This window comes from Gilvimarinus sp. F26214L, assembly GCF_054401055.1.
Genome location: NZ_JBTIYG010000008.1, coordinates 192,490 through 208,058, shown reverse-complemented (window position 1 = coordinate 208,058; position 15,569 = coordinate 192,490). Strand labels below are relative to the sequence as shown.

The 15,569-nt window shown below is 58.5% G+C and carries 14 protein-coding genes; 4 read left to right on the top strand and 10 right to left on the bottom strand.

Annotated features, from left to right (window positions below):
* Window positions 1-246: 246 nt before the first annotated feature.
* Complete coding sequence (gene pssA / locus ACURWW_RS11240; protein WP_445617171.1) at window positions 247-1,131, bottom strand: CDP-diacylglycerol--serine O-phosphatidyltransferase; 885 nt, start codon at window positions 1,129-1,131, stop codon at window positions 247-249.
* A gap of 215 nt (window positions 1,132-1,346) precedes the next feature.
* Here pssA and ACURWW_RS11235 point away from each other — a divergent pair, with 215 nt between their 5' ends.
* Window positions 1,347-1,847: an outer membrane beta-barrel protein gene (locus ACURWW_RS11235; protein ID WP_445617172.1), complete on the top strand. Its 501-nt coding sequence runs from the start codon at window positions 1,347-1,349 to the stop codon at window positions 1,845-1,847.
* Between the two features lie 87 nt (window positions 1,848-1,934).
* Here the strand turns inward: ACURWW_RS11235 and ACURWW_RS11230 are convergent, their stop codons facing one another.
* From ACURWW_RS11230 to ACURWW_RS11190, 9 genes are all read right to left on the bottom strand, one after another.
* Entirely contained in the window at window positions 1,935-2,732 is a 798-nt protein-coding gene (locus tag ACURWW_RS11230; RefSeq protein WP_445617173.1) for an SDR family oxidoreductase, read from the bottom strand.
* Between the two features lie 92 nt (window positions 2,733-2,824).
* Window positions 2,825-4,006 (bottom strand): acetyl-CoA C-acyltransferase, encoded by a 1,182-nt coding sequence (locus ACURWW_RS11225; RefSeq protein WP_445617174.1) that lies wholly within the window; start codon window positions 4,004-4,006, stop codon window positions 2,825-2,827.
* 40 nt (window positions 4,007-4,046) lie between these two features.
* The gene (locus tag ACURWW_RS11220; RefSeq protein ID WP_445617175.1) at window positions 4,047-4,508 is read right to left on the bottom strand and encodes a MaoC family dehydratase; all 462 of its coding nucleotides are present in this window, start codon (window positions 4,506-4,508) and stop codon (window positions 4,047-4,049) included.
* A gap of 51 nt (window positions 4,509-4,559) precedes the next feature.
* Window positions 4,560-5,537, bottom strand: coding sequence for an NADPH:quinone oxidoreductase family protein (locus tag ACURWW_RS11215; protein WP_445617176.1), 978 nt, complete (start codon window positions 5,535-5,537; stop codon window positions 4,560-4,562).
* Window positions 5,538-5,560: 23 nt separating this feature from the next.
* Entirely contained in the window at window positions 5,561-7,354 is a 1,794-nt protein-coding gene (locus ACURWW_RS11210) for an acyl-CoA dehydrogenase (protein WP_445617177.1), read from the bottom strand.
* A gap of 117 nt (window positions 7,355-7,471) precedes the next feature.
* Entirely contained in the window at window positions 7,472-8,242 is a 771-nt protein-coding gene (locus ACURWW_RS11205; protein WP_445617178.1) for an SDR family oxidoreductase, read from the bottom strand.
* A 42-nt stretch (window positions 8,243-8,284) separates the two neighbouring features.
* Window positions 8,285-9,364, bottom strand: coding sequence for a phosphotransferase family protein (locus ACURWW_RS11200; protein ID WP_445617179.1), 1,080 nt, complete (start codon window positions 9,362-9,364; stop codon window positions 8,285-8,287).
* Window positions 9,365-9,476: 112 nt separating this feature from the next.
* Window positions 9,477-10,178 carry a histidine phosphatase family protein gene (locus ACURWW_RS11195; protein ID WP_445617180.1) on the bottom strand — a complete coding sequence of 234 codons (702 nt, stop codon included), beginning with the start codon at window positions 10,176-10,178 and terminating at the stop codon, window positions 9,477-9,479.
* 122 nt (window positions 10,179-10,300) lie between these two features.
* The gene (locus ACURWW_RS11190; RefSeq protein WP_445617181.1) at window positions 10,301-11,512 is read right to left on the bottom strand and encodes an acyl-CoA dehydrogenase family protein; all 1,212 of its coding nucleotides are present in this window, start codon (window positions 11,510-11,512) and stop codon (window positions 10,301-10,303) included.
* Between the two features lie 164 nt (window positions 11,513-11,676).
* Between ACURWW_RS11190 and ACURWW_RS11185 the strand changes: the two genes are divergently transcribed.
* The 3 genes from ACURWW_RS11185 (at window position 11,677) to ACURWW_RS11175 (ending at window position 15,145) form a co-directional block, all read left to right on the top strand.
* Window positions 11,677-12,603 carry a LysR family transcriptional regulator gene (locus ACURWW_RS11185; RefSeq protein ID WP_445617182.1) on the top strand — a complete coding sequence of 309 codons (927 nt, stop codon included), beginning with the start codon at window positions 11,677-11,679 and terminating at the stop codon, window positions 12,601-12,603.
* A gap of 199 nt (window positions 12,604-12,802) precedes the next feature.
* Entirely contained in the window at window positions 12,803-13,852 is a 1,050-nt protein-coding gene (locus ACURWW_RS11180; protein ID WP_445617183.1) for an alcohol dehydrogenase, read from the top strand.
* A 348-nt stretch (window positions 13,853-14,200) separates the two neighbouring features.
* Window positions 14,201-15,145, top strand: a complete 945-nt coding sequence (locus ACURWW_RS11175) for a DegV family protein (protein WP_445617184.1) — start codon at window positions 14,201-14,203, stop codon at window positions 15,143-15,145.
* Window positions 15,146-15,569 lie beyond the last annotated feature (424 nt).

The window sequence follows — 15,569 nt, the reverse complement described above, 5'->3', positions numbered from 1 at the left end:
CTGTGTCTCGCCTATCCCGCAAGCGCCCACACGCTTTGCTTGATCGTCTTTTTAAAGAGCCGGTTAAGTGCGTTGCCCCAACCGAGGACGCGCATTATACGGAAGTTTTTCCGCTTGGCAACAACAATTTTCAGGAAAATTTCTGATTTTCCCGAAGGCCTTGTTTGCGCTGTATAAACCGCCGTGCTCGGGGGGCTCGGCCCGGCGTCGGCAGGTCAAAATCTGACCAGATAATCCTGTGAAAGTTCAGTGGCCCGGGGTGTCACCGCTGCTGGGGCGTTGGCGAGCCCGCACGAGCCACAGGGCGGGCCCCGAGGCGCCGTAAACCACCGCCATGGTCAGCAGTACCACGTCCGGCTGAATGGCGAAGAGAGTGAACAGCGCGACCACCACCAAAATGGCTACAAAGGGAACTCTGCCCTTGAAATCGATGCTCTTGAAGCTGAAATACTTGACGTTTGAAACCATCAGCAGGGCTGCCATGAAGGTGACGATCGCTGCCAGGATGGCCAGTTCCTGGCTCACCTGGACGTCGTGCCCAACCCACACCATGCCAGCCAGGAGGCCAGCCGCCGGGGGGCTGGAGAGCCCCACGAAATAACTCTTGTCGACCGTACCTGCCTGGGTATTGAACCGGGCCAGCCGCAGCGCGGCACAGGCGGAAAATACAAATGCGATGGCCCACCCCACCTTCCCCATGGGAGCCAGAGCCCAATTGAACATCACCAGCGCCGGGGCCAGGCCAAAGGAGACCATGTCCGAAAGGCTGTCGTATTCGACGCCAAATGCACTGCTGGTGTTAGTCAACCGGGCGATTCGTCCGTCCAGAGCATCGAAGACCCCCGCCACCACAATGGCCACAGCAGCGGCTTCGAAATTGCCGTGCATACCGGCGATGATTGCGTAGAAGCCACTGAACAGGGCTGCAGTGGTAAACAGGTTCGGCAGTAGGTAGATACCCTTCTGCCGAACCTTGCGGCCGTTTTCCGATACCTCTTCGAAGTGCTCGTCAATCGGCAGTCCGAACTCGTCCGCCCCGGCACCGTCCTGCTGCTCGCCCTCGGACCGAACCTGTTCTTCGGACGGCTCCCCTTGTGGCTGGGAATGGGGCTCTTGCCGGGATTTGCTCATACGCACCTCATCTATACCTGTTCAAAGCCGAGCCGAACGGCTGGAAAGCGTCGCGTACATTAGCCTAATCAGGTTCTTTTACCAATGGGGTGCAGCAGGATTTCGACCAACTCCGCGCCGACAGTGCGTTCAGAACCGGGCCAGCGAAACAGTTCATGGTTTATTGAGCCGCCATTCTCTACAATCATCTGTCAAATTGCAGAGGAGGCCTCAAGATGAAGAAAACCTTGCTGACAATCGCCGGGTGCGTAGCATGCGCGGCAATGGCTCCATTGGGTTACGCCAACCAGCTGTACGCGGACGGGAGCATCGGTATTGCGGACGTGGACGTCGGCCCTTACGACACGGATGACACCTATTTTCGGATCGGTGCCGGGGTTACCCTGACGGAAAACATCAGCGCTGAGGCGGGTTTCTGGGATTTCGGCAGCTCGCGGGTTAGGGGCGCCAGGGTCGCCGCAGATGCGCTGTATGGGGCCTTGCGAGCCAGCGCTCCCGTCGGCAACAACCTGACCCTGTTCGGCCGCCTGGGCCTTCTGCGCTGGGATGCTGATGTGGGCACGCAGGATGACGACGGTCACGACCTGTTCTTTGGCGGCGGCATTGGCTTGCCGGTGGGCCCCGGCCAACTGAGCTTTGAAGTAAACTTTTCCGAGCTGGACGAAGTGGATCTGAGGACCATGGGCGTGTCCTACAGCCTGCCCCTTGAGTTCTGAACCTGGGCTCTAAACCGCCCGACTGAAACAAAAAAGCCGAGCTTCCGGAAGCTCGGCTTTTTTGTGCCCTGCCGGCGTGGCCGCAGTTTAGTCGGTGTTACTCAACCCGCCACCCGGCATCTTTCCGAACTGCTCCTGCAGGCGCTGCATACCTCGCAGCCAGCGCTGGTAATCACTGGCCTTGTTCTGGAAGTACTTGGCCACCTCGGGGTGTGGCAGAATCATGAAGCGTTCTTCGTCCAGGCCTTCCATGACCACATCGGCGACCTGGGCCGCAGTCAGCATGCCGTCCTGCCCAGCGACGCCACCGCCCTTGGTATCCGCGGTCATTTTCGACTCCACTGCCTGAGGGCACAGAGCGGAAACCTTGATGCCCTGGGCCCCGTGAGTGATCTGAACCCACTCGGCCAGGGCTAAGGCCGCATGTTTGGTCACAGAGTAAGTGGCGGATCCAATTTGGGACAGAAGCCCCGCGGCAGAGGCGGTGATAAGAAAATACCCTTCTCCGCGCTCCAGCATCGCGGGCAGTGCGTGACGGGTGGCATATACGTGTGCCATCACATTTACGGCCCACATTCGCTCCCAGGTCTCGTTGGGGGTTTCGACTCCTCCTTTGGCAATGATGCCTGCATTGCCGCAGTACAGGTCGATTTGACCAAAGGTTTTCTCAGTGAATTCGATCAGCCCTTTGACCTCGTCTTCTTTGCTGACGTCGCAGAGATGGGCCGTTCCACCGACTTCACTGGCAAACTCTTCGAGCTCGTCCCGATTGATATCGGCGATGACAATGTTGGCCGCCCCTTCCTGCTTGAAGCGCTCGACCAGTCCGCGACCAATCCCGCTGGCTCCACCTGTGACGACAACGGTTTTTCCTTTTATTTTCATAAGACGCCTCTAGCTGGTCTTCCCGAATTTCAGAACCCATGGGCCGCCAATCCTCTGGATCAGCGATTGGCGGCCGGTACCGGGAACTGCGATCAAACCACCTCAAACAGGCCGGCTGCGCCCATGCCGCCACCGACACACATGGTGACGACCACGTACTTGGCCCCGCGGCGCTTACCTTCGATCAGAGCGTGGCCGACCATGCGAGCGCCGCTCATGCCGTAGGGATGGCCGATGGAAATCGCTCCACCGTTCACGTTGAGGCGATCATTGGGAATGCCGAGCTTGTCGCGGCAGTACAGGACCTGCACAGCAAACGCTTCGTTGAGCTCCCACAAACCGATATCGTCCACAGTCAGACCGTTGCGTTTCAGCAGCTTGGGCACAGCGAACACGGGACCGATACCCATCTCGTCCGGCTCGGTGCCGGCGACCGCCATTCCGCGATAGATGCCAAGCGGCTGAATATTACGCTTCTCCGCGATGGCCGAATCCATCACAACACAGGCCGACGCGCCGTCTGACAACTGGCTGGCGTTACCGGCGGTGATCACGCCGTTTTCACGAACCGGCTTGAGGCTGGCAAGACCTTCCGCCGTGGTCTCGGGGCGGTTGCCTTCGTCCTTGGACAGAGTTACTTCCTTGTAGGACACTTCACCGGTCTCCTTGTCCACCAGCATCTTGGTGGTGGTGATCGGCACGATTTCATCATCGAACTTGCCCGCTTCCTGAGCGGCGGCGGTACGACGCTGACTTTCCAGGGCATATTCATCCTGTGCGTCGCGGCTGATATTGTATCGCTGGGCGACCACTTCCGCCGTATCGATCATGGGCATGAACACTTCCGGCTTCAGCTCGGAAGTCACCGGATCCTTGATACGGAACATGTTCATCTTGTCGTTCTGAACCAGGCTGATGGAATCGAGACCGCCACCCACAACGATTTCCATACCATCCACCATAACCTGCTTGGCGGCGGTCGCAATGGCCATCAGGCCGGAGGAGCACTGGCGATCCATGCTCTGGGCTGCGGTAGTCACGGGCAGGCCGCCGACCAGCGAAACGCGACGGGCGAAGTTGCTGCCCTGGCAGCCCTGCTGCAGAGCAGCACCAAACACCAGCTCTTCCACTTCCGCCGGATCGACGCCCGCGCGCTTCACCGCTTCGCGAACCGCGTGGCCGCCGATAATGGCGGACTCGGTGTTATTCAACGCACCGCGGTAGGCTTTACCGATGGGAGTGCGTGCAGTTGAGACAATCACTGCTTCTTTCATAGCTGTTCCTCGTCAATTTCAGAAATCTAAATTTTGAACGTTATTTAAGAACCGACATGCCAAGCGCTTCGGCAATCATGGCCGGTTTCTCGATGCCCTGAATCTCAATAGTCACTTCGTGAGATAACAATAGCTGGCCCGGACGCTTCTCTTCGAACCCCAGGAATTTGTAGCGCGCCCTGATTTTGCTGCGCACGGGGACAGGATTCAGGAACCGCACCTTGTTTAGGCCATAATTGATGCGCACCGCGACATCCTCCACCCCCATGGCCGCGCCCTGCTCCCCAAAGTGAGGAAGCAGGGAGAGAGTGAGAAAGCCGTGGGCAATGGGACCCCCAAACTGTGTCTGCCTGGCCCGTTCCGGATCCACATGGATGAACTGATGATCTTCAGTCACATCAGCGAACCGGTTGACCCGCTCCTGGGTGATCTCCAGCCAGTCCGTAACACCGCACTCCTGGCCCACATAGTCTTGCAGTTTTTCTCTGGCAACAACAGGCATGTAAATTTTGTCCTCGCGCTCATCCCGGACCCAAGCGCCCGGAACATTTGATCAATCGGTCGTAACGACCAACTTGCCTTTGGCCTGGCGGTTCTGCAGCACGTTCAGTGCATCGGCCGCTTTATCCAGTGTAAAGGTTTGGGAAATGTGAGGCTTCACTTTACCCTGGAGGAACATGTCCAGCAGTTCCTTGTTGTTCTCGGCGGAGTCCTTCGGCTGGCGGCGGGTAAACTCGCCCCAGAATACACCGACCACGGAACTGCCTTTCAGCAAGGTCAGGTTGACAGGCAACTTGGGAATGTAGCCACCGGCGAAACCGACCACGAGAATGCGGCCGTTCCATCCCGTAGCCCGCACAGCGGGTTCAAACAGGTCCGCGCCGACCGGATCATAGACCACGTCGACCCCTTTGCCGCCGGTCAACTCCTTCACGCGGTCCTTCAGGTCTTCGTTGCTGTAATTGATAAGCTCGTCCGCGCCATGTTCCTTGGCCAGCGCCAGCTTCTCGGGCGTGCTTGCAGCGGCGATAACCTTGGCACCCATGGCCTTGCCCAGTTCCACGGCGGCGAGACCCACACCCCCGGCCGCACCCAGCACCAGCAGGGTTTCGCCCGGTTGAAGCTGTGCCCGTTGTTTCAGGGCGTGATAAGAAGTCCCATAGGTTAGCAGAAAGGCCGAGGCAGTGACGTAATCCATCTCGTCCGGGATGGGCACAAGGCGGTTCGCATCAATCGCGATCTCTTCCGCAAATCCACCGTGGCCACATAGCGCAATCACCCGGTCGCCCTTGGTCACCCCGCTAACATCAGCGGCCAGGTCAATCACTTCACCAGCGATTTCGCCGCCGGGGCTGAAAGGCAGCTCGGGCTTGTGCTGGTATTTGCCCTGGATAATCAGAGTATCGGGGAAATTCACTCCACAAGCCCCGACTTTTACCAGTACCTGGCCGGGCTTGAGTTCGGGGGTGGGAACGTCTTCCACTACCAGCGACTCGGGTGGACCCAGTTCTTTACAGAGGACAGCACGCATAATCTTCTCCCTTTGCTAGATGATCAGAAACATTCAACCGGCATGTTCAGGCAGGTGTCGTCGAGCGTTTCGAGCAAACTCAGCCAGGTGTAAACCTGGGGCAGTTCGTACCGGTAAAAGTACCGGCAGGTTGCGAGTTTGCCTTGATAGAAGGCCCGGTCGTCACCTCGCGCATCGGCCAGTCCGCTCAAAGCAGTCATGGCCTGCTTCAGCCATAGCCAGGCAACCACGGTGTGCCCAAAGGCATGGAGATACACGGTGGCGTTGGCCGTTGCCAGCTTGATGTCCTCATTGGCCGCAGACGTGAGGCGTTCTGTCGTCTTCGTGAGGGCCCCCAGCGCAGCCTCCAAAGCCTCCGCATACTCGCGAACCTCTGCCTGGCCGCGGGCCCGCTCAATGGTTTCACCGAGATGGCTCACCAGCAGTTTGTAGGCGTAGCCATCCTTCATGCGAACTTTCCGGCCCAGCAAATCCATGCCCTGAATGCCGTTGGTTCCCTCGTGAATTGGGTTCAGGCGGTTATCCCGATACAGCCTTTCCACCGGGTAGTCGCGAGTGTAGCCGGCACCGCCCAGCACCTGAATGGCCAGTTCGTTGGCCTTCAGGCAGTAATCGGAGGGCCAGGCCTTCACGATGGGCGTGAGCAGGTCCATGAAAATGGCCAGGTCTTCGCGCTTGTCCGCTTCAACCGTACGGCCGTCGTCCACGAGCTTGTCGCAGAACAGGGTCAGCGCCAGACCACCTTCCACATATGCCTTCTGCTGGAGCAGCATGCGTTTTACATCGGCGTGCTCAATGATGTTGACCTGTGGGGAGTTGGGATCTTTCTCCCCCGGCAAGCGACCCTGGGGGCGTTCTTTCGCATAGGCCAGCGAGTGCATATAGCCCGCATAGCCGAGAGTGACCGCGCCCATGCCCACACCGATTCTGGATTCATTCATCATGTGGAACATGCAGCGGAGGCCCTCATTTTCTGTGCCCATCAGATGACCGACACAGGCCTCCTTCTCGCCGAAGTTCAACAGCGTGTTGGTGGTTCCCCGGTACCCCATCTTGTGGTTCAGGCCCACAAGATTGACGCCATTGCGTTCTGCCGGGTTGCCGGCCTCATCCAGCCGGTATTTGGGAACCAGGAAGAGAGAGATACCTTTTACCCCCGGGGGACTGCCCGGAATTTTGGCCAGTACCATGTGGACGATGTTTTCCGACAGGTCCTGCTCGCCGCCCGAGATCCACATCTTGGTTCCGTAAATGCGATAGGTACCGTCCTCCTGTGGCTCGGCTCGCGTACGAATATCCGCAAGGTTCGAGCCGGCGTGAGGCTCGGATAAGCACATGGTTCCGTAGAAGCGCCCGTTGCGCATTGGGGGGAGGAACTTTTTCTTCAGTTCATCGCTACCCCAGACGCTCAGCATGTTAGCCGCGGAACTGGTCAGCCCGAGGTAGGCGAGGCAGGCAATGTTCGCCGAAGAAAAAATTGCACGGGCCGCATGAGTGACGGTGAGGGGAAGCTGCATACCGCCCTCTTCATAGCTGCAATGTGCAGACATGAAGCCGGCTTCGATGAATGCTTCGTGGGCTTCCTTGACACCGGGGAGGATATGCACTTTTTCGCCATCAAACTCCGGCTCATGCTCATCCAGTTGGGCCGCCAGGGGGAGGAATTTGTCCTCGGCAATCTGCTCGGCGAGGTCGAGTACAGCGTCGAAGGCGGTCCGGTCGTGATCGGACCAGATGTCCCGTTGACACAGCTCCTCGATGCCGAGGAATTCATACAGTAAAAAGTCCAGATCGCGGCGATTGATAGTACTAGACATAGTTGGGACCCATGCGTGTGGTTCAGATTGAATGCGCTGCTGACTCAGAGTGCCCCTCAGGCCGGGGCCAATCCGGGCACGCGGACGGTATTCGCACGCTGCAGCTTACTCCGCCGATCAGGCAATGAGACTGCCACCATCCACCACGAGGCATTCGCCAGTGGTATAGGAGGCGGCGTCGGACACCAGATAGAGAACGGCTCCAGCCATTTCCTCGGGCTGGGCGGCACGCCGCAGCGGCAAACTGTTGTTCACTTTCTCGAGCATTTTTTCGTTACTGGTCAGCGCCGAGGCAAACTTGGTGTCCGTCAGGCCCGGAAGCAATGCGTTGCAGCGAATCCCCAGCGGCCCGCACTCCTTGGCAAAAGTCTGGGTCATGTTGATGACCGCCGCTTTGGTGATGGAATAGATGCCCTGAGCCAGACCGGGTTTCACACCATTGATGGATGCCGTGTTGCAGATGACGCCGCCGCCCTGCTCTTTCATCATCTTGCCCGCTTCCACGGATGCGAAGAAGTAGCCGCGGATATTCACGTCCACGGTTTTCTGAAAGGCGCCCAGATCCGTATCCAGCACATGACCAAAATAGGGGTTGGTCGCCGCGTTGTTCACCAGAATATCCAGACGTCCGAACTGCTCTTTGATTGCCGCGAAGGTTGCTGCAATCTGCTCCATGTCCCCAATGTGACAGGCCATCGCATGGGCCTTGCCGCCATTCGCGTTGATTTTATCGGCCACAGCCTGACATCCTTCGATCTTGCGGCTGGAAACGATGACTTCCGCACCATAATCCGCCAGGGTCTCAGCGATGGCTTCACCAATGCCACGACTGGCGCCGGTTACCAAAGCGATTTTTCCGGTGAGATCGAACAGTTCTTTTTTAGGCATGGTGATATCCCCTTGAATAGCTAACGCGATCGAATCCGCCCGTCAAAGGTCGGACTCGTCAATGACTTTTTCGCACATCAGGTGCAGGCTTTCGACCTTGTCGCGAAGACGGGCAAAACGTGGGTCTTTGGTCTGCCCGTGGTAATAACGGTAGAAAATCTGCTGGCCGATGCCAGCCAGGCGGAACAGGCCAAAGCAGAAGTAAAAATCGAAGTGCTCCACGGAGATGTCGAGATTTCTGCTGAACCGCTCCACCAGCTCCGCCCGGGTGGGCGCACCCGGAACGGTGGTGGGCATGGCCGCAAAGCGGCGGAAGTGCTCCGGGTCAGTGGGCTCGGCCCAGTAACCAAAAGTGCAACCCAGGTCCATCAAAGGGTCGCCCAGGGTGGTCATCTCCCAGTCGAGGACGCCGATCAGTTTGAGCGGGTCCTCGAGGGACCAGATCACGTTATCCATTTTGTAGTCGTTATGGATAATGCCGACCCGTTCCGATTCCGGTGGCATCTTGTCATGAAGCCACTGCATGGTACGTTCAAAGGTCGGTACACCGTCCGGCGTCATGGCCGCAGTGTAACGCTTGGACCACCCTTCGACCTGCCGTTGCACGTAGCCCGCAGGTCGACCCAGTTCACCCAGACCTACGGCTTTGTAATCCACCTTGTGCAGTTCGGTAAGCACATCGAGCCAGGTATAGAATTGCTGGCGAACCTGCTCTGGCGTCAGGTGCAGGCTCTCGGGATATTCGCGGCGAATGATGCACCCTTCCAGGTACTTCATCATGTAGAAATCGCAACCCAGAACTGAATGATCGTCGCAGAACAGAACCGGTTCGGGTGCGTAGGGAAATGCGGTGTGCAAGGCGCTGAGTACCCGGTACTCACGTCCCATGTCATGGGCGGATTTGGCCTTGGTGCCAAATGGAGGACGCCGCAACACCCACTTCTGATCCCCCATTGTGATCAGATAAGTAAGATTCGAAAAGCCCGAAGGAAACTGCTTGATCGTCAGCTCTCCGGTAACACCCGGAATATGAGCGGTGATGTAATCTTTCAGAATCACCGGGTCCAGTTCTTCGCCTTCGCGAATGTCGGTTGCTTTGTCGAGGAGTTGTTTCTCTGCCACGTTCGGTTCCAAGTTTGTTGACCGGAGTCCACGAGAGTGGGCCGGGAAGTTTACACCAATCTGTCGGTCGGGTCGGCGTGGATGAACGGCCGGGCGGTCATGAGCCCGGCTGCTACCGGTAGCTGATCTTGTCGGTGTAACCCGGCCGGTCCAGGTGCGGAATACTGTTGAATACAGAGAGGGATTTACGCGCCCCGCTGAACGGAATCCGGGTGATGGACGTGTTGTAGACCATCCAGTTGAGGTTGATGGCCTGTTCGTCCGGGACATTTAGAACGCTTTGCACCGCGATGGCAATCACTCCACCGGAGGTGGCAAGCACAACACGACGCCCCTTGCTGTTGGCAGCCATTATTTCCTGCAACGCGTCGCCCACCCGTTGCTTGAATTGGGGGAACGGCTCTATGAAATCCGATTCCAATTCACCCTGCACCCAACGCTGACACGCCTGCTCCAGAAATCGTTGAAAGAAGCGGCGGTCCTTCATGCCACTGGCATAACCCTCGCCCTCGATCACGAAACCGTCCGCCCGCGCGTACTGCTCGCGATAGGCGTCCAGGATGTGGTGAGACACGTATTCATTGAGCCCCTCGTGCACACCCACCTCGGCCTGATCCACTTGCTTGCGCAGGCCCTCCGCCGTGGCACGCTGACGTTTCAGGCTGCCCGAATATATTGCGTCAAACCGCTGGCCCAGACTGTTCCAGTACTCCGCGAGGATCGCCGCCTGTTCGTGGCCGAGGTCGCTGAGATTGTCGTAATCATCGGCGCCGAAGGAAGCTTGCCCATGACGGACGAGAAAGAGTTCGCTCATAGTTAACCAATTGCAAGGGGAGTTGTCCCGTGGCAGCGCCACGGCAAAAGCCGCCAGCCCGCCTGCCCCGACATGGGCGCAGGCGGCTGGCGGCTAAAATGCCGAACAGGACCGGGCAGCGTTTAAGACTGTTTGTACTTGCCCAGTTCCTGGCGGTATACAGTACGGCGGTGCACCTCGTCCGGGCCATCCGCGAGACGCAAGGTTCGAAGCGACGCGTACATCGAGGCCAGCGGTGTGTCCTCGGTAACACCCATACCGCCAAAAATCTGAATGGCACGGTCCACAACCCGACAGGCCATTTCCGGAACGACCACCTTGATCTGCGCAATTTCGCTGGCCGCAGCCCTGTTGCCCACGGTATCCATCATGTAAGCCGCGCGATAAACCAGAAGGCGCGCCTGATCGATCTCGATGCGGCTGTTGGCGATCACGTCCACGTTGCCGCCCAGTTGATGGAGCGGCTTGCCGAAAGCGACCCGCTCCATACTGCGCTTGATCATCATCTCCAAAGCTCGCTCGGCGGCACCGATGGAGCGCATGCAGTGGTGGATGCGACCCGGGCCAAGGCGGCTCTGAGAGATTTCGAAACCACGCCCCGCGCCGAGCAGCACCGCATCCTTGGGCACCCGGACATTCTCCAGGAGAATCTGCGAGTGGCCGTGCGGCGCGTGGTCATAGCCAAAGACCGTCAGTTGACGCTCAATGGTGATGCCCGGCAGGTCCAGTGGCACCAGAATCTGGGAATGCTGCTGATGACGGGGGTTTTCCGGATTGGTGCGGCACATGAAAATGGCCACCTTGCAGCGGCGGTCGCCGGCACCGGAAGAGAACCACTTGCGACCATTGAGAACCCACTCATCGCCGTCCAGTTCAGCGGTTGCCTCCATATTGGTGGCATCGGAGGAGGCGACGCCCGGCTCCGTCATCAGGAACGCGGAGCGGATTTCGCCCGCCAGCAGCGGCTTCAGGTACTTCTCGTGCTGATCAGGCGTACCGAAGCGGGCCAGGATTTCCATGTTGCCGGTATCCGGCGCGCTGCAGTTGAACACTTCCGAGGCCCAGTGCACACGGCCCATCAATTCCGACAGGGGTGCATACTCCAGGTTGCTCAGGCCCGCGCCCATCTCGCTTTCCGGAAGGAACAGGTTCCACAACCCTTCTGCCTTCGCCTTCGCTTTCAGCTCCTCCACGATGGGAATGGGCGCCCAGCGGTCTTCCGCGGCCGCGTGCTGCTCGTGGTAGGTCTTCTCGTTGGGGAAGACATGCTCATCCATGAAGGCGGAAACGCGGGCGATCAAATCCTTGGTTTTCTGGTTGTGTTCAAAATGCATAAGGGGCACCTGAATTGTGGTTAAGCAGTCCGGTTTACGGTTCAGTTTGGCTCGATTTATCCGGATTCTACGCGCATACTACAATAAATAGAATTGATTCCCGTTTATTGGCATACATAATTTCCCTTTATTCTTGCTTGTGCCTTTACAGAGGACCGGCCACCGTGGACCTGAACAAGATCGACCTCAACCTTTTTGTAGTGCTCGACTCCATCTACTCCGAATCGAGTCTCAGTGGCGCCGCCAAGCGACTCTACGTCACCCAGCCTGCCGTGAGCGCCGCCCTGGCCCGTTTACGGGCCATTTTCGATGACCCCCTGTTCGTCCGAACCGGCCGGAGAATGGTTCCCACCCCCACCACCGAAAGCATCATCGGCCCGGTCAGAGAGGCACTGAGCCTGATGCGCAGCAGCGTGGACAAGAGCTATCGCTTCGTTCCGGCAACCGAGCGCAAGACCTTTCGGCTGAGCATGAACGACCTGTCAGAGAGCATCGTTCTGCCCGGGCTCTATCAGGTGCTGGAGAAAGAAGCGCCCAACATGCGGCTGCAGGTGGTTCAGCTCAATCGCCGCGATGCGCTCAAATCCCTGGCGGCCGGGCAACTCGACTTCGTTATGGACGCACCACTGCTCGCCAACGAGCAACTCTGCCACGCGCCCTTTTTTGGGGGCGAGTACGTGGGCCTGGTTCGGGCAGGCCACCCCATCGCCGGCGAAGAGCTCACGCTGGAGCGTTACCTCGCGTTGTCTCACCTTCACATTTCCAGTCGCATCAGCGGGCCCGGCTATGTGGACTACGCTCTGGAACGCATCAACGCGAAACGGCGAATCGCGGTGCGCACCCAGCACTATTTGATGGTGCCGCAACTCATTAGCGCGACGGACCTTTGCGCGACAGTCCCCTCCTATTTCGCCAACATTCCGGGCACTGTGACCAAAAAGCTGCCCTTCGAGCTGGAGCCCCAGGGGCATCATCTTTACTGGCACCGGAGCCGGGATTCGGACCCGGCAATCCAGTGGATCAAGGAAGTCATTTTGCGCCTGAAAGACCTGGGGCCCGAGCCGCGACCCGTGGCGACGCTGGGGGCCTAAAATTGACTTTTGGCAGTGCGGCCGTAAGATGCCTGCTACCTGTCCGGCGACACCACCGCCATCAGCACCTGCATCGCGCCGCAGCGCCCGAACAGAATTCATCCGCTGGGTCCCGGGGCCCGTTGCCTGGATTGCCGCAATACCGGATTCCCGCACGACTGGATTCCTCAATCACTGTGAACGTCAAAAGAGGTCACTCATGAAGAGCCAAGCCATTACCGCACTCGGTCAGCCACTGGAAGAAATCAGCAAGGACACGCCGCAGCCGAAGGGCGGCGAAGTGCTGGTGCAGACGCGCCACTGTGGCGTTTGCCATTCCGATCTGCACCTTCACGATGGTTATTTCGATATGGGTGGCGGCAACAAGCTCCAGGTGAAGACCGATGAATCATTGCCGTTTGTGCTCGGCCACGAGGTGGAAGGTACGGTGGTAGCTGTGGGGCCCGACGTCCAGGGCGTAGAGGTGGGCAAGAACTACGCGGTGTACCCCTGGATCGGTTGCGGCAGGTGCGGAATCTGCGAAAGCGGTCGCGAACAGCTGTGTACCCGCCCTCGCGCAATCGGTATCACGGTGGACGGCGGTTACTCCGATCACGTGATTGTGCCGGACTCCAAATACCTGATCGATATTGGCGATCTGGATGGCAAACTGGCTGCCTGTTACATGTGCTCGGGCATCACCGCTTACAGCGCCGTGCGCAAACTGGAGCCGGTAATGAGCGGCGGCCCGTACATGATCATCGGGCTTGGCGGCGTGGGCATGATGGCTCTGCAAGTGGCGCTTGCACTTTACGACGAGTTGCCGATCGTGGCCGACATCGACGAGAAGAAGCTGGAATATGCACGCAGCCTTGGCATCAAGCAGGCCTACAATCTGAAGGAAGACGGAGTCTTCAAACGTATCAAGGCCGAGACCGATGGTGGCCTCGCAGGGATTGTGGACTTTGTGGGCTCGGAGAAAACGGTTAACCCTGCGGTGGGATTGATGCGTCAGGGCGGCAAGATTGTCGTGGTCGGTCTCCTCGGTGGCGCCCTTGCCACACCGATCCCGATGCTGGCTTTCAAAGCATTGAGCATCGAAGGCACCTACGTGGGCAGCTTGCAGGATGCAAAGGACGTTATAGCCCTCGCCCAGTCCGGCAAACTCAAACCGATCGAAGTGTCCGAGCGCCCAATGTCGGAGGCCAACGACGTTCTCGAGAGTATGCGCAAAGGTGAGATTCTCGGGCGGGTTGTCCTGAAGCCCTGATCGCCAGAATGACGATACGCGAAAACCCGCCATTTGGCGGGTTTTTTGTGTCCGCGCAAAGTTATCCAGTGGCTTCAATCCTTGGCCGCCGTTGATCGAAGACACCGCTGACGCGCTCGGGCGCAGATCTCAGCTTCGCTGTGCGCTGAATAGACCTCTTCGCGCACGAACTCCATGCTTTGTGCGATCCATCACACTTCACACCCGCTCGCACGGCCATACCTACCGTTCGCCTCTTCATCTCCTCTGGACAAACGAAGGGCCATACAATAATTTTTGTGCCATGGCGCTCACGGACTGCGAGCCGGCGCTAAAGGAAGAACTAACAATAAGCAGAGAGAGATCAGTATGTCCACAAGCACCTGCATTGCAGTCGACTCCGCCTGCGACCTCCCCCGCTCCTTTATCGATCAATACGGCATTCGTATTCTGCCCATCTCCCTCAGGTTCGGGGATCAGCATTTCCTGGACACCCGCGACCCCAGGCGGACGGTACAGCTGTATGCGAGCAAGCTGTTCGAGAAGGATTTCTCCGCGGAGTCGGAACCGGCTTCAACGGAGGTTGTTTCCGAACTCATGAGAAATGAGCTGGCATTACAGTACGATGAAGTACTGGCCATCACGATCAGCTCCACCCGAAGCGACGTGTATAAAAATATCCGCGAGGCGGTTTTCGTCGGCACCGAGAAGCTCAACGATCTGCGCCGGGAGCACGGAAAGTCGGCTCCTTTCAAGGTCAAGGTTCTGGACAGCGAAACGCTTTTTTCCGGTCAGGGCCTGTTGACCTACGAAGCGGTTCGACTGCTTCGCTCCGGCAAGCTGTCCCTGCGGGAAATCATTGAGCGACTGGAGGGCATCAAGGGCGGCATTCGGGCTTTTCTGGTACCCCAAAGCCTGTATCACCTGAAGAACCGTGCGCGCGCCAAGGGCGACAATAGCGTGGGCTGGCTGAGCTATGGCATTGGCAGTATGCTGGACATCAAACCCATTATTGAAGCGCGCGATGGCAGCACCTTCCCAATCGAAAAAGTTCGTGGGTATAACGAGGGCCTGAGGTATCTGTTTGAGAGGACCGAGCAGGCCATCGAGGATGGGCTGGTGATCAAGGCCATCAACATGAGCTACGCTGGGAAGCTCAGCGACATAGAATCCCTCCCGGAATTCCGCGATTTTGCCGGCGCCGCCAATGCGCGCGGCATCACCACCATGCTCTCGGTCATGAGCTCGACGGCTGCGATCAACGTGGGACCGGGCGCCTTTTCGCTTTCTTACTGTGAGCCGGCTAACGACTGAATCGGAGCGAGTCTAGCCGGACGGGCTCCTGCTTTGAGTCCAGCCAAGCGATGCGATTTGCGACCGTCACAGCAGCCGCTCCCCTGCCGGTGCGGGTTCGGTGGCACTCCACCTTTCCGAATTGTGCCAGCGAATCCGGCCGAAGACCCGCCCACCCTTCGGATCGAACGTAGCCGAGGCGAAAAAGCCAGCGCTGCGGAACTCGCCGTCCTGGCTCAGACAGTCCTCGCGACTACTCTGACTTTTTCGCCTCGGAAAGACACGTTCTGATTGATCCGAAGGGTGGGCGCGCCTCCGGCCTCGCATTGTGCCGTAATCGGAGCGCGTACTCGGTGCGGCGGATTGAACGCGATCTTTTCTGTCCGAAGGTGGGCAACAAGCAGAAGCGAGCGCCGGCAGGGGAGTGGTTGCGGTGACAATCAGG

Excerpts from the sequence above, each read along its gene's own strand:
- ACURWW_RS11230 (WP_445617173.1), bottom strand. The coding sequence starts at position 2,732 with ATGAAAATAAAAGGAAAAACCGTTGTCGTCACAGGTGGAGCCAGCGGG.
- ACURWW_RS11180 (WP_445617183.1), top strand. The coding sequence starts at position 12,803 with ATGAAGAGCCAAGCCATTACCGCACTCGGTCAGCCACTGGAAGAAATC.
- pssA (WP_445617171.1), bottom strand. The coding sequence starts at position 1,131 with ATGAGCAAATCCCGGCAAGAGCCCCATTCCCAGCCACAAGGGGAGCCG.
- ACURWW_RS11210 (WP_445617177.1), bottom strand. The coding sequence starts at position 7,354 with ATGTCTAGTACTATCAATCGCCGCGATCTGGACTTTTTACTGTATGAA.
- ACURWW_RS11235 (WP_445617172.1), top strand. The coding sequence starts at position 1,347 with ATGAAGAAAACCTTGCTGACAATCGCCGGGTGCGTAGCATGCGCGGCA.
- ACURWW_RS11215 (WP_445617176.1), bottom strand. The coding sequence starts at position 5,537 with ATGCGTGCTGTCCTCTGTAAAGAACTGGGTCCACCCGAGTCGCTGGTA.
- ACURWW_RS11205 (WP_445617178.1), bottom strand. The coding sequence starts at position 8,242 with ATGCCTAAAAAAGAACTGTTCGATCTCACCGGAAAAATCGCTTTGGTA.
- ACURWW_RS11175 (WP_445617184.1), top strand. The coding sequence starts at position 14,201 with ATGTCCACAAGCACCTGCATTGCAGTCGACTCCGCCTGCGACCTCCCC.
- ACURWW_RS11190 (WP_445617181.1), bottom strand. The coding sequence starts at position 11,512 with ATGCATTTTGAACACAACCAGAAAACCAAGGATTTGATCGCCCGCGTT.
- ACURWW_RS11195 (WP_445617180.1), bottom strand. The coding sequence starts at position 10,178 with ATGAGCGAACTCTTTCTCGTCCGTCATGGGCAAGCTTCCTTCGGCGCC.
- ACURWW_RS11220 (WP_445617175.1), bottom strand. The coding sequence starts at position 4,508 with ATGCCTGTTGTTGCCAGAGAAAAACTGCAAGACTATGTGGGCCAGGAG.
- ACURWW_RS11225 (WP_445617174.1), bottom strand. The coding sequence starts at position 4,006 with ATGAAAGAAGCAGTGATTGTCTCAACTGCACGCACTCCCATCGGTAAA.